The 13,304-nt window shown below is 74.1% G+C and carries 15 protein-coding genes; 9 read left to right on the top strand and 6 right to left on the bottom strand.

Going from position 1 to position 13,304, the window contains the following annotated elements; genetic code table 11:
- Positions 1 to 60: 60 nt before the first annotated feature.
- The gene (locus tag ACIP37_RS25315) at positions 61 to 828 is read right to left on the bottom strand and encodes a hypothetical protein (protein WP_363586759.1); all 768 of its coding nucleotides are present in this window, start codon (positions 826 to 828) and stop codon (positions 61 to 63) included.
- 280 nt (positions 829 to 1,108) lie between these two features.
- The gene (locus ACIP37_RS25310; protein WP_363586758.1) at positions 1,109 to 2,173 is read right to left on the bottom strand and encodes a hypothetical protein; all 1,065 of its coding nucleotides are present in this window, start codon (positions 2,171 to 2,173) and stop codon (positions 1,109 to 1,111) included.
- Positions 2,174 to 2,342: 169 nt separating this feature from the next.
- On the opposite strand from ACIP37_RS25310, the gene dapE reads away from it, so the two are divergent.
- Positions 2,343 to 3,419, top strand: coding sequence for a succinyl-diaminopimelate desuccinylase (gene dapE, locus ACIP37_RS25305; RefSeq protein WP_363586757.1), 1,077 nt, complete (start codon positions 2,343 to 2,345; stop codon positions 3,417 to 3,419).
- A 123-nt stretch (positions 3,420 to 3,542) separates the two neighbouring features.
- The gene (locus ACIP37_RS25300; RefSeq protein ID WP_363586756.1) at positions 3,543 to 4,352 is read left to right on the top strand and encodes a TIGR00730 family Rossman fold protein; all 810 of its coding nucleotides are present in this window, start codon (positions 3,543 to 3,545) and stop codon (positions 4,350 to 4,352) included.
- Positions 4,353 to 4,388: 36 nt separating this feature from the next.
- Here the strand turns inward: ACIP37_RS25300 and folP are convergent, their stop codons facing one another.
- Positions 4,389 to 5,201, bottom strand: coding sequence for a dihydropteroate synthase (gene folP, locus ACIP37_RS25295; RefSeq protein ID WP_363586766.1), 813 nt, complete (start codon positions 5,199 to 5,201; stop codon positions 4,389 to 4,391).
- Between the two features lie 178 nt (positions 5,202 to 5,379).
- Between folP and ACIP37_RS25290 the strand changes: the two genes are divergently transcribed.
- Together ACIP37_RS25290 and ACIP37_RS25285 are read left to right on the top strand one after the other, a co-directional pair.
- Positions 5,380 to 5,820 (top strand): DivIVA domain-containing protein, encoded by a 441-nt coding sequence (locus ACIP37_RS25290; RefSeq protein ID WP_363586755.1) that lies wholly within the window; start codon positions 5,380 to 5,382, stop codon positions 5,818 to 5,820.
- Positions 5,817 to 6,410 (top strand): DNA-3-methyladenine glycosylase I, encoded by a 594-nt coding sequence (locus ACIP37_RS25285; RefSeq protein WP_363621455.1) that lies wholly within the window; start codon positions 5,817 to 5,819, stop codon positions 6,408 to 6,410. Before ACIP37_RS25290 ends, ACIP37_RS25285 begins: the two co-directional genes overlap by 4 nt.
- 25 nt (positions 6,411 to 6,435) lie before the next feature.
- On the opposite strand, the gene ACIP37_RS25280 is transcribed toward ACIP37_RS25285, so the two are convergent.
- A complete protein-coding gene (locus tag ACIP37_RS25280; RefSeq protein WP_363629537.1) occupies positions 6,436 to 7,236 on the bottom strand; it encodes an enoyl-CoA hydratase-related protein in 801 nt (266 codons plus the stop codon).
- 296 nt (positions 7,237 to 7,532) lie between these two features.
- Between ACIP37_RS25280 and ACIP37_RS25275 the strand changes: the two genes are divergently transcribed.
- Positions 7,533 to 7,700 carry a DUF3117 domain-containing protein gene (locus tag ACIP37_RS25275; protein ID WP_014137929.1) on the top strand — a complete coding sequence of 56 codons (168 nt, stop codon included), beginning with the start codon at positions 7,533 to 7,535 and terminating at the stop codon, positions 7,698 to 7,700.
- Between the two features lie 177 nt (positions 7,701 to 7,877).
- Here ACIP37_RS25275 and ACIP37_RS25270 read toward each other — a convergent pair whose 3' ends face one another.
- Positions 7,878 to 8,486 carry a class I SAM-dependent methyltransferase gene (locus tag ACIP37_RS25270; protein WP_350879900.1) on the bottom strand — a complete coding sequence of 203 codons (609 nt, stop codon included), beginning with the start codon at positions 8,484 to 8,486 and terminating at the stop codon, positions 7,878 to 7,880.
- 312 nt (positions 8,487 to 8,798) lie between these two features.
- On the opposite strand from ACIP37_RS25270, the gene sigE reads away from it, so the two are divergent.
- From sigE to ACIP37_RS25250, 4 genes are all read left to right on the top strand, one after another.
- The gene (sigE, locus tag ACIP37_RS25265; RefSeq protein WP_371522687.1) at positions 8,799 to 9,527 is read left to right on the top strand and encodes an RNA polymerase sigma factor SigE; all 729 of its coding nucleotides are present in this window, start codon (positions 8,799 to 8,801) and stop codon (positions 9,525 to 9,527) included.
- Complete coding sequence (locus tag ACIP37_RS25260; protein ID WP_363586752.1) at positions 9,524 to 10,552, top strand: zf-HC2 domain-containing protein; 1,029 nt, start codon at positions 9,524 to 9,526, stop codon at positions 10,550 to 10,552. Before sigE ends, ACIP37_RS25260 begins: the two co-directional genes overlap by 4 nt.
- A 154-nt stretch (positions 10,553 to 10,706) precedes the next feature.
- Complete coding sequence (locus ACIP37_RS25255) at positions 10,707 to 11,144, top strand: sec-independent translocase (RefSeq protein WP_363621459.1); 438 nt, start codon at positions 10,707 to 10,709, stop codon at positions 11,142 to 11,144.
- A gap of 222 nt (positions 11,145 to 11,366) precedes the next feature.
- A complete protein-coding gene (locus ACIP37_RS25250) occupies positions 11,367 to 12,044 on the top strand; it encodes a hypothetical protein (RefSeq protein ID WP_063347930.1) in 678 nt (225 codons plus the stop codon).
- 70 nt (positions 12,045 to 12,114) lie between these two features.
- Here the strand turns inward: ACIP37_RS25250 and ACIP37_RS25245 are convergent, their stop codons facing one another.
- A complete protein-coding gene (locus ACIP37_RS25245) occupies positions 12,115 to 13,275 on the bottom strand; it encodes an Mrp/NBP35 family ATP-binding protein (protein WP_363586749.1) in 1,161 nt (386 codons plus the stop codon).
- Positions 13,276 to 13,304 lie beyond the last annotated feature (29 nt).

Raw genomic sequence — 13,304 nt, 5'->3', positions numbered from 1 at the left:
GCCGAAGGGGCCGGTGTTCCGAGAGCGGAACACCGGCCCCTTCGCCGTACCCGGGGCGGGTTACAGCGGCAGGCCGCTGATGCTGCCGCCGTTCACGCCGCCCAGCAGGCCGCCGATCGGGCCGAGCGCGCCGGTGAGGCCGGACAGCGGGTTGTTCGGGCCGAGGTCGGCGCCGCCGAGGCGGTTGGCCGAGCCGTGCTCGGCCAGGCCCAGGACGTCGGTGCCGGGCAGGGCGGGCAGCGCGCGCGCGACGGAGCCGAGCGGCAGCGCGTCGGTGACGGCGTTGGTGCCGGGGACGGCGCCGGCGAGCTTGTCGGCGCCGGGCAGGCCCTTGGCGATGGCGCCGGTCTGGGCGAGCCCGCCGACCGGGCTGGCCGCGGCGCTGCGGGTGCCGACGCCCTTGCCGGTGACGGCCTCGCCGAGCTTGCCGGCCAGTGCGGAGGCGACCTTCGGGGTGACGGCGGAGAGCTGGCCGGTGGTGGCGGCGGTCTGGTCGACCGGGGCGGTCAGCGAGCTGGCCTTCTCGTTCGCCTCGGGGAGCTGGTGGGCGACGATGTTGCCGGCGGCGTCGGCGGAGGCCGGTACGCCCGCGGCGACGGTGGCGGCGCCGGTGCTGCCGGCGGCCTGGCCCAGCTGGTGGGTGGTGTGCTGGAGGGTGGAACCGGTGTCGGTGTTGGTCAGCTGGCCCAGCGGCGCGGCCAGGTCGCTCTTGGGCAGCAGGGCGTCGCCGCCCAGGGCGGACGCGGAGCCGGCCGCGACCAGCGGGGTCGCGCCGGCCGCCACGAGCAGCGCGGCGCTGGCGATCCGTCGCGTGAGGGGGTGAGACATGGGGCTCCTCGGAGGGTCTGGGTCCGTCACGTCCGCCGGGCGGACTGACGGTGTTACCGCTTGAGAAGCCAGATGGTTTCGGCCTGGACCAGGAAAGTGTCTGACCGACCATCGGATCGTAGGACCGCCGTGACGGCGCCTGGCGGGGTCCGTACGGCCCCGTGGGCCCGGCGCCGGGCAAGGGGAGTGACGGTTCTCCGGCGGGGCCGCCACGGCGGGCTCCCGGTCCACCGGGGTTGACCGGATTCACCCGTCCGGCGGCCACCCGAACGTCAGTGCGTCAGCCCTTGTCGGACGTGGCGAGGGTGACCTGAACGAGCTTGGTCGACGTCCCGGAGGTCTGCGGCTGCCAGCCGTCCTCCGACTTGGTCTTGCGCCAGATCTTCCCGTCGTAGGCGACCGTCGCGATGCCCAGCTGCTGGGCCTGGGCGACCGCCCAGTGGGCGACCTCCCAGCCGCTCGCCCGCTCGGCGGTGATTCCGTCGTCGGTTCCGTCGGTCGAGGAGGTCAGCGCGGCGGCGGACGGGTCCGGGGTGAGCGAGACCGCGTTCTCGGCGCCCTTGATGGTCGAGGCGTACCCGGTGGCCGGGGTCACGGTGCGGCCGAACTCGCGGCGCACCCGGTCGGACAGCACCTGGGCCCGGTCCGCGGCGGTGGGCTGGACGGCGGCCGGGGAGACGGTGGAGCCCGCCGTGGGGGAGGGCGAGTCGACCGGATCCGGCTTGGCGTAGTCGTGCACCACGCAGGAGAACGAACCGGGCTCCCGGCCGGCCAGCGCCGAGGTGAGCAGCGTCGCCTTGGTCTCGTGCTTGGCGTACGCCTGCGGGTAGCCGCTCTTCTGCACGGCCTGGGCCGCGTCGGTCAGCGGCAGCCGGGTGTAGCCGGGCACCTTGACCAGGCCGTCCAGGAACTTGTTGGTCGCGTAGACCGGGTCCCCGATCTGCTGCGCCGTGCCCCAGCCCATCGAGGGCCGCTGCTGGAACAGGCCGATCGAGTCCCGGTCGCCGCCCGCGAGGTTGCGCAGCTTGGACTCCTGCATCGCGGTGGCCAGCGAGATCGTCGTCGCCCGGTCCGGCAGTCCGCGCGAGCGCGCCACCGCGGCGATCGTCGCGGCGTTGGCCGCCTGCGGGAGCTCCAGCGTGCCGCTGCCGGCCGCGGTCTTCACCGAGCAGCCCTCGGGCTCGCCCTGTTTGAAGCCGAACCACCAGATGCCGACCACGGCCAGTCCCGCGACCAGCGCGAGGCCGAGCAGGCCGACGATCACGAGCAACAGCGCGCGCAGTGGACCGCGGCGGGGGGGCGCCAACTCCTCGCCCAGCTCCTCGCCGCTCTTTCTCCTGGCCACCGTCGCCCCTCTCGCGCCTTGCTTCTTGATCCGACACCGTACCCACTCGGACGGGTGTGCGGCGCCACCCGGTTGCGGTTGCCGGTCCGCTCGCTCCGGGGCGGGCCCGCGCGCGCCGCGTCACGGAAGCGCCACACGGGGTGCACGCCACGCGGACTAGGCTGGCGCCATGAGCAGCCCGAACCCGACGCCCCTGGACCTCACCCTCGACGGCGGCGCGCTGACCGCCCGGCTCGTCGACTTCCCGTCGGTGAGCGGCGACGAGCAGGCGCTCGCCGACGCCGTGGAGACCGCGCTGCGCGGCTACCCGCACCTGACCGTGGACCGGTACGGCAACAACGTGGTCGCCCGCACCACCCTCGGCCGCCCCGAGCGCGTCCTGCTCGCCGGCCACCTGGACACCGTGCCGATCGCCGACAACGTGCCCTCCCACGTCGAGGGGGACCTGCTCTACGGCTGCGGCACCTCGGACATGAAGTCCGGCGTCGCCGTCCAGCTGCGGCTCGCCGCCACCCTGCCCGAGCCCAACCGCGACCTCACCTTCGTGTTCTACGACTGCGAGGAGGTGGAGGCCCACCGCAACGGCCTCGGCCACCTCGCCAGGGAGCGCCCGGACTGGCTGGCCGCCGACTTCGCGGTGCTGATGGAGCCGAGCGGCGCGGTCGTCGAGGGCGGCTGCCAGGGCACCCTGCGGGCGCAGATCCGGCTCACCGGCGTGCGCGCGCACTCGGCCCGCAGCTGGCTCGGCGACAACGCCATCCACCACGCCGCCGAGGTGCTCACCCGGCTCGCGGACTACCGGCCGCGCCGGGTGGAGATCGACGGCCTGGAGTACCGGGAGGGCCTGAACGCCGTCCGGATCGACGGCGGCGTGGCCGGCAACGTCATCCCGGACGAGTGCGTCGTGACGGTCAACTTCCGCTACGCGCCGGACCGCAGCGAGGCGGAGGCGGAGAAGCACGTGCGCGAGGTCTTCGACGGCTTCGAGCTGACCGTCACCGACTTCGCCCCGGGCGCGCTGCCCGGGCTCGCCCAGCCGGCCGCCCAGGCCTTCCTGGAGGCCACCGGCGGCCAGGCCCGCGCCAAGTTCGGCTGGACCGACGTCGCCCGGTTCAGCGCGCTGGGCGTCCCGGCGGTCAACTACGGCCCCGGTGACCCGAACCTCGCGCACAAGCGGGAGGAGCACTGCTCGCTGAGCGCCATCGCGGAGACCGAGGAGCGGCTGCGGGCCTGGCTGACCAGCTGAGGTGCCGTTCCGATGATCGGCCGGTCCGACCGGCCGATCATCGGCTGAGCGCCATCTTCCGGTCGCCCAACCGACCTTCCCCTGTTGCCTGAAAACCGGGATCACCGGACGTAGGGTTTCGTCATGACAGGCACAGGAGACGAGAAGCACTACGGACACGGCCCCGAGCAGGTCGGCGTGCCGCGGAAGAAGAAGGCCTGGCCCGAGAAGCAGAAGGGCCCGGTGCTGGTGCGCCGGGACCAGGTCGGCACGAGCACCACGGACCAGCGGCTGCTGGACACCACCGGCCCGACCGACTGGCTGCACACCGATCCGTGGCGGGTGCTGCGGATCACCTCCGAGTTCGTCGAGGGCTTCGGCGCCCTCGCCGAACTCCCGCCCGCGATCAGCGTCTTCGGCTCCGCCCGGACCCCGGCCGACTCGCCCGAGTACGAGGCCGGCGTGGCCATCGGCCGGGCCCTCGCCGAGGCCGGCTACGCGGTGATCACCGGAGGCGGTCCGGGTGCCATGGAGGCCGCCAACCGCGGCGCCTCCGAGGCCGGCGGCCTCAGCGTCGGCCTCGGCATCGAGCTGCCCTTCGAGCAGGGCCTCAACGAGTTCGTCGACCTCGGGCTGAACTTCCGTTACTTCTTCGTCCGCAAGACGATGTTCGTGAAGTACTCCCAGGGCTTCGTGGTCCTGCCCGGCGGGCTCGGCACGCTGGACGAGCTGTTCGAGGCGCTCACCCTGGTGCAGACGAAGAAGGTCACCCGCTTCCCGGTGATCCTCTTCGGTAGCGCGTACTGGGGCGGCCTCTACGAGTGGCTGAAGAACACCCTGGTCGCGCAGGGCAAGGCGGCCCCGCACGACCTGGAGCTGTTCCACATCACCGACGAGATCGACGAGGTCATGAAGATCCTCGCCGACACCCGCCGGCCGACCAACCAGATCTAGGCCGGACAGGCCTGGGCCCCCGGCCCTCCGGGCCGCCTACGCCAGCCCCCGGCGGGCGACCGCCGGGGGGCGGGTGCCCCGGATCGAGGCGACCATGTCCAGCACCTGGCGGGTCTCCGCGACCTGGTGGACCCGGTAGACCTGCGCGCCCAGCCAGGCCGAGACCGCGGTGGTGGCCAGGGTGCCGAGCAGCCGCTCGTTCACCGGCCGGTCCAGCGTCTCGCCGACGAAGTCCTTGTTGGACAGCGAGACCAGCACCGGGAAGCCGGTCGCGGTCATCTCCGGCAGCCGCCGGGTGGCCTCCAGCGAGTGCCGGGTGTTCTTGCCGAAGTCGTGCCCCGGGTCGATGATCACCGCGTCCCGCCGCACACCCAGCCCCACCGCCCGCTCGGCCAGCCCGACGGTCACCCGCAGGATGTCCGCCATCACGTCCTGGTAGCCGATCCGGTGCGGCCGGGTGCGCGGCTCGGCGCCGCCCGCGTGCGTGCAGACCAGCCCGACGTCGTGGCGCGCGGCCACCTCGGCGAGCTTCGGGTCCACCCCGCCCCAGGCGTCGTTCAGCAGGTCGGCGCCCACCTCGCAGACCGCCTCGCCGACCTCGTGCCGCCAGGTGTCGACGCTGATCACGGCCTCCGGGTGGCGCTTGCGCAGCTCGGCCACGAAGGGCACGGTGCGCCGCAGCTCCTCCTCCACCGTGACCTCGTCACCGGGCCCGGCCTTCACCCCGCCGATGTCCAGGATCGCCGCTCCCTCGGCCATCGCGCGGTCGGCGGCGGCGAACGCGGCCTCGTCCGCGAAGGTCGCCCCCCTGTCGAAGAACGAGTCCGGCGTCCGGTTGACGATCGCCATGATCACCAGCTCGTCGTCACCGAATTCCCGCGGTCCCAGGCGCAGTGCCACCGATGTCTCCTCCACAGCTGCTGCGGGTGCGATGATGGCCCCCGGCCTCACAGGGACCATGCTGTCATGATCAGTTTGGTCGGGGGCACTTCGCAGCAGGCCGGCCGGGAGTTCGGGAGGACAGCTCGTGTTCTGGGTGATCGTGGTCGCCATGGCCGTGGTGGTCGGCGGCGCCGCGCTGGTGGCGCTCGGCGGGGGCGGCTCGATGCCGGAGGCGGTGCAGGACCGCATCGCCGCCCGGCTGCCGCAGGACCGTCCGCTGAGCAAGGCGGACGTGGACGACCTGCGGCTGCCGATGGCCGTCCGCGGCTACCGGATGGACGAGGTCGACGACGTCCTGGACCGCCTCGGCGCCGAACTCGCCTACCGCGACTCGCGGATCGCCGAACTGGAGGCCGCAGGCCACCTGCGCGGCGCGGTCGAGGCGACCGACGGCCCGGACGCCGGCGCCGAACCGCTGCCCGGCCTGGAGGAGTTCGCGAAGGTGGTCGAACCGGCCGTCGCGCTCACCAAGGAGCGGCCCGAGCAGGAGCGGCCCGAGGACGCGAAGCCGGTGAACGACCGGTGACCGCTCCCGCCGAGGGCGCGGTGCTCGGCGCGGACGGCCTGCGCCGCTGCGCCTGGGGCGAGTCGACCGACGACTACCGGGCCTACCACGACACCGAGTGGGGCCGTCCGGTGCACGGCGACGACGCCCTGTTCGAGCGGGTCTGCCTGGAGGCGTTCCAGTCCGGGCTGTCCTGGCTGACCATCCTGCGCCGCCGGGAGGGCTTCCGGTCCGCGTTCGCCGGCTTCGGGATCGCCGCGGTCGCCGAGTTCGGCGAGGCGGACGTGGAGCGGCTGCTCGCCGACACCGGCATCATCCGCAACCGGGCCAAGATCGAGGCCGCCATCGCCAACGCCCGGGTCGCCCGCGACCTGGACGGCGGGCTGGACGCGCTGATCTGGCGGTTCGCCGGAGCCCCGGACCGGCCGGCCCCCCGCACGATGGGGGAGGTGCCGGCCGTCACGCCCGAGTCGACCGCGCTCGCGAAGGCCCTGAAGAAGGAGGGCTTCCGCTTCGTCGGCCCGACCACCGCCTACGCCCTGATGCAGGCCTGCGGCCTGGTCGACGACCACCTGGCGGACTGCCACGTCCGCACCGCGCGCCCGGTGTGATCCGAAGAGGGCCGCTGGGCGCGCCCTAGCGGCCCAGGTAGGTCGGCTTCTCCTTGGCGATGAAGGCGCGGACCGCGATCCGGTGGTCCTCGCTCTCGCCGGCCAGGGTCTGCAGCTCGTCCTCCTTGTCGAGCAGTTCGTCCAGCGAGTGCGAGGCGCCGTACGCCAGCGACTCCTTGATGGCGCCGTAGGCCACCGTGGGGCCCGCGGCCAGCTCCCGGGCGAAGGCCCGCGCGGTGGCGGCGAGCTCCCCGGCCGGCACCACCCTGGTGGCCAGGCCCAGCTCCAGCGCCTCGGCGGCCTTGACCGTCCGGGGCAGCATCAGCAGCTCGGTGGCCCTGGCGTGCCCGACCAGCCGGGGCAGCGTCCAGGAGGCGCCCGAGTCGGCGGTCAGGGCGATCCCGGCGAAGGCGGTGTTGAAGCCGGCCCGGTCGGAGAGGACCCGGAAGTCGCAGGCGAAGGCCAGCGAGGCGCCCGCGCCGGCCGCCACCCCGCCGACCGCGGCGACGGTCGGCTTGCGCATCCCGGCCAGCGCCCGCACCAGCGGGTTGTAGTGCTCGGCGACGGTGCCCAGCGGGCTCTGTCCGGTCTCCTCGGCCCGCTTCAGCGCCGTCAGGTGCTCGTTCAGGTCCTGCCCGACGCAGAACGCGCGCTCGCCGGCCCCGGTCAGCAGCACCGCCCGCACCGCCGGGTCCGCGGCCGCGGCGGCCACGGCGTCCCGCAGCGCGACCTTGGTCGCGACGTCCAGGGCGTTCATCGCCTCCGGGCGGTTGATGGTGATGACGGCCAGGCCGCCGTCCAGCTCGTACAGCACGGAATCGGACATGGGCGAGGGCTCCCTGTGGTCGGCTCGGTGTCGGTCGTGTGCCAGGATGCCGGAGCGGACGGCCGGGTGGGGAGTGTGAGGTATCGCACCTTTCGACGGCCCGCGCGCCGCCGCCACGCCGGGGCTTATGACGGCAATTGCGGCGCTTGGGGGCGGTCCGGCCGATGTTGCACCGAGAGTGATGTTGGTCATCAGCCCGTGGCATGCGGGATAATGGCTTCCGATCAATGCGTTCGATACCGGCGGTGGACGGACTGCCGGTGCGTAGCTGAGCGGTTGCAGGAAGGGGAACGAGCATGGCGGCCATGAAGCCGCGGACGGGTGACGGCCCGCTCGAAGTCACCAAAGAGGGACGGGGCATCATCATGCGCGTTCCGCTCGAAGGCGGCGGACGCCTTGTGGTGGAGCTCACACCTGACGAGGCCGACGCCCTCGGCGAGGCCCTGAAGAAGGCCTGCGGCTGACCGCAGCGGGTGCTCGTCATCTCCTGGAGATGTGCTGCCGGGCCCGGGTACGACGTCATGTCGGCCCGGGCCCCGCGGCGTTTGGGGCCCTGCCCGGCCGCCCGGAGGCCGCGGTCCGGGGCGGCGGGGCCGCTGCCTGACGGTCCGGCTGCCTGACGGCCCTGCCGCTCGACGGTCCTACCGCTTGATGGCGCAGAGCAGTCCGTCCGAGACCGGCAGCAGCGCCGGCAGCAGCGCCTCGCTCTCCCGGACGTCCCGGACCAGGTCGCGCACCGCGCCCGTCTGGGGGTCCTGCAGCTCCGGCTCGGCCAGCCGGCCCTCCTGGAACACCCCCTCGAAGCAGACCATCCCGCCCGGCCGCAGCAGCCGCATCGCCTCCAGCAGGTACTCCCTGGACTCGGCCGGGTCGCCGTCGCAGAACACCAGGTCGTACTGGCCGTCGGCGAGCCGGGGCAGCACCTCCAGCGCCCGGCCCGGTATGAACCGCGAGCGGTTGGCCGCGAATCCGGCCGCGTGGTACGCCTCGCGGGCCAGCTGCTGGCGCACCGGCTCGGAGTCCACCGTGGTGAGCACGCCGTCCGGCCGCATGCCGCGCAGCAGGTAGACCCCGGAGACGCCCGTCCCGGTGCCGATCTCGGCCACCGCCTTGGCGTCCAGTGCCGCGGCCAGCAGCCGCAGGCACGCCCCGCCGCTGGGCCCGATCGCCCGTATCCCGGTGCGCGCGGACTGCGCCCGGGCGTAGGTCAGCACCGCGTCCTCGCCGACGTAGGTGTCGGCGAGGGCCACACGCGCGGGCCCGAACTCGCTGATGGCTGCCTCTTTCGGAGCCCCGGGTTACGGCCCGGTGCCGAGGGAAGTCGATATTTCCTGGCACAGATTACTGGCCGACCGGGAACCGCGTACGGCGGCGGGCCGTTGTCACGAAGGACCGGGTACGGGAGACCTCCCGGGCACTTTTATCCGGGCTTGACGGGTGAGGTGGATATGGTGGTGGCCCTGCTGGGCAGAAGAGCCGACCGAGGAGGTGTGGCCGAGGGCGACGTCCCCGTGCGGCGGCACTCCCGCGGCACCGCGTCGGCCCGTACGCCGAAGCCCGTGATGAACCAGCCTGCGCACTCCGACCTGGACCAGCCCGCCGCCGCGACGCCGGCCGCCGGTACCACCGAGGCCCCCGCCCTCGCGACCTTCACCGAGGGCCCCGACGCGCAGACCTGGACTCCACCCTCCTGGGAGGAGATCGTCGAGGCGCACAGCGCCCGGGTCTACCGCCTCGCGTACCGCCTGACGGGCAACCAGCACGACGCCGAGGACCTCACCCAGGAGGTCTTCGTCCGGGTGTTCCGTTCGCTGTCCACCTACACCCCCGGCACGTTCGAGGGCTGGCTGCACCGGATCACCACCAACCTGTTCCTGGACATGGTCCGCCGCCGCCAGCGCATCCGCTTCGACGCGCTCGGCGAGGACGCGGCCGAGCGGCTCGCCTCCCGCGAGCCCAGCCCGGCCCAGCACTTCAGCGACACCCACTTCGACGCCGACGTGCAGCACGCCCTGGACACCCTCGCCCCGGAGTTCCGCGCCGCCGTGGTGCTCTGCGACATCGAGGGACTGTCCTACGAGGAGATCGCCGCCACGCTGGGCGTCAAGCTCGGCACCGTCCGCAGCCGCATCCACCGCGGCCGCTCGCACCTGCGCGCCGCGCTCAAGCACCGTGCCCCCGGCTCGGCCCCCGGGCGCGAGCGCCGCGGCGGCTCGGAGGAGCCGGTGCCGGTCGGCGCCGCCGTCGAGGGCGCGCTCGCGCCGGGTGCGCGCGGACGGAGGCGATCGTGAGCGGAACCGGCCGGTCCGGGCCGGGCCAGCCGGACCCGTCCGGCCGGTCCGCGGCCAGGCGGGGCTGGGCCCTGCCCGGCCGCCGCGGCGGCGACGAACCGGGCGAGCCCGTCCTGCCCGCGCTGCCGCTGCCGGGCGAGACGGCGCTGCGCGCGGTGCCGGTGCGCCCCGCCGAGCCGGCCGCCGAGGAGCACCACCTCGGTGAGCGCCTCTCCGCGTTCCTGGACGGCGAACTCGGCCACGACTCGCGCGATCGCGTCCAGGCCCACCTGGCGACCTGCCCGCAGTGCCTCGCCGAGGTCGACGCGGGCCGGGCCGTCAAGCACCTGCTGACCCGCACCGGCACCCCCGGCCCCTCCTCCGGCCTGATGGCCCGGCTGATGGCCGTCGGCGGCCTGCCCGAGGACGATCCGGCGGACGCCGACTGGCCCGTCCGCCGCGGCAGCCGCGGTGACGACGACGACCTGCCCGGCGGCGGGGTCGCGGCCGGCGGCACGCTCGGCGGCAGCCGGCTCACCGGCGGCTCCTTCGGCCGCGGCGCAGGCGCCTCCTTCGGCGCGGGCGCGCTCGGCGCCGACACCCCGGTGCCCGGGGTCGACCCGCGGGCGTTCGGGCGCGGCGGCGCGGTGCTGCGGCCCCTGATGGGCCGGCGCAACGGCCGCCCCGAGGCCGCGGCCCGCCCCGAGAGCACCGTCCGGCCCCGCCCGGCCGCCGCCGTACGCTCCGCCGCGCCGCGCGGGCGCCGCTTCGTCTTCGCCGCCGCGGGCGCCTTCTCGGTCGCCGCGGTCACGCTCGGCGGGGTCGGCGGCCTCAGCGCGCAGAGCGAGGACCAGCACGGCAACCCGGTCAGCACGGTCGGCAACAGCGGCGGCACGGGCCGCAGCGGGGGCCTGGTCCCGATGACCGCGCAGATCCCGGTGGACTTCCCGGCCCACCCCGTCGCCGCGACCCGCGACGCGACGCCGCCGCCGGCCTCGGAGCGCAACTCGGGCGGCCTGCCCGCACTGCGCCAGCAGACCCGCTAGGCCCTGTCCGCACCTAGAGCGCCGCTCGCGCCCCGGTCGCGACGATCTCGGCCATCGGCAGGTCTTTACCACGGCTTCATCGCAGCGTGGACCATGGACCCGCCGATGGCCATTACCCTGTAGGGACCGTCGTCCGACGAGCTAGGGAGCTTAGGTGTTCAGCGATGTAGGCGGGCTGGAGATCCTGACCCTGGCCGTGATGGCGATCATCATCTTCGGCCCCGACAAGCTGCCGAAGCTGATCCAGGACACCATGGGCTTCATCCGGAAGGTCCGTTCCTTCGCCGACAACGCGAAGGAGGACATCCGCAGCGAGCTGGGCCCCGAGTTCAAGGACTTCGAGTTCGAGGACCTGAACCCCAAGACCTTCGTCCGCAAGCAGCTCATGGGCGGCGAAGAGGACCCGCTGGGCCTCAAGGAGATGAAGGACTCGCTCGACATCCGCTCGGTCCTGGACGACAAGCCGGCGGCGCCGGTGAACGGCCGCAGCGGCAGCGTCAGCTTCGAGAAGGCCGCCGCCCCGGTGGCGGCCTCCACCGGGGCGCCGTTGCAGCCCGGCGAGCGGCCCCCGTTCGACCCCGACGCGACCTGACCGGCCCCCGGTCACACCCCGTACGACCACGCCACCGCCCCGCCCGGCCGCCCGGCTGAGCGGGGCGGCGGCGTGTGCGCCGCTATTGTGCTGATTGTTCCCGCTGAGCCGTCCGTCACATTCCGCGCTGTCGCGGACCAGGAACGGCTCCCGGGAACGCCGCGGTACGCCACGATGGGAGCGCGCCACGGCAGGCAAACGTGTGTTTGAGGAGGCCCGGGGATGGACGCGACGAGTCAGGCGGTGGGGACGACGGCCACGGCCGGCGGCCCGGTGGTCGGCGGGCAGGCCGGCCCGGCGGACCCGCTGGTGCCCTACCTGTCCGCCGACTTCCCCTGGTACGGCCTGGACGACGGCTGGACCGGCCGCCGCTACCTGATGCAGGCCGGCGCCGGAGGCCCCCGGGCCGGGGCGCCCGGCAGCGTCGACTACGGCAGCCTCGGCCACGGCGAGGAGCCGGCCAGGCAGTACGAGCCGCGCGACATGCGCAGGTTCGCGGTCGTGGTCACGGTGGCCCGCCGGGACAGCCGCCGCAGCGCCGACAACACCGGCACCCTGGAGGCGACCTCCGCCTCCTCCGCCGCCTGGCTGGCCGGCTCGGGCCTGCTCGCCTCGACCTGGCCCGGCCAGCTCGACCGCGCGCTGCGCCAGGACTGGCTGGACCAGCAGAGCACCCTCGCGTGGGACCTCGCCGACGACCTGGCCGGCCCCGGCTGGTCCACCCTCAGCCTCCCGGTGAACGGCCTGCCGCAGCCCTTCCGCTACCGCGAGTCCGAGTACGGCTGGGTGCTCGCCGGCGAGGCCCCGGGCGTCCTGCTCGGCGCCTACGGCCGCGGCGTCAGCGCCTACGGAGCCGGCTTCGCCACCGCCCCCGACCTGACCGCCTACACCCGCCCGTAGGGCGCGACGACGCCGAGTACGCCGAAGGGGCCGGGTGGTCGAACCACCCGGCCCCTTCGGCGACGCGTCATCAGAACTTGTTCTTCGGGGTCAGCCCGAGGGAGAGCCCGGAGAGGCCGCGCTGGCGGCCGCCGAGCTTGCCGGCGACGGCGCGCAGGGCGACGCCGGCCGGGGAGTCGGGGGCGGCGAGCACGACCGGGCGGCCGTCGTCGCCGCCCTCGCGCAGGCGCACGTCGATCGGGATCGAGCCGAGCACCGGGACGGTCGCGCCGACGGTGCGGGTGAGCGCGTCCGCGACGGTCTGGCCGCCGCCGGTGCCGAAGACGTCGATCATCTCGTCGCAGTGCGGGCACGGCATGCCGGACATGTTCTCGATCACGCCGACGATCTTCTGGTGGGTCTGCACCGCGATGGTGCCGGCCCGCTCGGCCACCTCGGCGGCGGCCATCTGCGGGGTGGTGACGATCAGGATCTCCGCGTTGGGGACCAGCTGGGCCACCGAGATCGCGATGTCGCCGGTGCCGGGCGGCAGGTCCAGCAGCAGGACGTCCAGGTCGCCCCAGTAGACGTCGGCGAGGAACTGCTGGAGCGCGCGGTGCAGCATCGGGCCGCGCCAGACCACCGGGGCGTTGCCCGGGGTGAACATGCCGATCGAGATGACCTTCACGCCGTGCGACTGCGGCGGCATGATCATGTCCTGGACCTGGGTGGGCCGGCCCTCGACGCCGAGCATGCGGGGCACGCTGTGGCCGTAGATGTCGGCGTCCACGACGGCGACCTTCAGGCCGTCGGCGGCCATCGCGGCGGCCAGGTTGACCGTGACCGAGGACTTGCCGACGCCGCCCTTGCCGGAGGCGACGGCGTAGACCCGGGTCAGCGTGCCCGGCTTGGCGAACGGGATCTCCCGCTCGGGGGCGCCGCCGCGCAGCAGCTGGGAGAGTTCCTTGCGCTGCTCGTCGCTCATCACGTCGAGCTCGACCTCGACGCCGGTCACACCGGGCACGCGGCCGACCGCTTCGCGGACCCGGGTGACGATGGTGTCGCGCATCGGGCAGCCGGAGACGGTCAGGTAGACCGCGACGCGCACCACGCCGCCCTCGGCGATCTCGACCGATTTCACCATGCCGATCTCGGTGATCGGGCGGTTGATCTCCGGGTCGTTGACGGTCGCCAGCGCCTGGCGTACGGACTCCTCCGTGACGCCGGCCGCGACCTCTGTCTCGTTGGCCATGCCTTGATGGTACGGCGCTCGGGGGATCC

The sequence above is a fragment of the Kitasatospora sp. NPDC088861 genome, from assembly GCF_044750105.1.
GTDB lineage: Bacteria > Actinomycetota > Actinomycetes > Streptomycetales > Streptomycetaceae > Kitasatospora.
The sequence above is the reverse complement of the archived record's forward strand: the minus strand, read 5'-3'. Positions and strand labels throughout refer to the sequence as shown.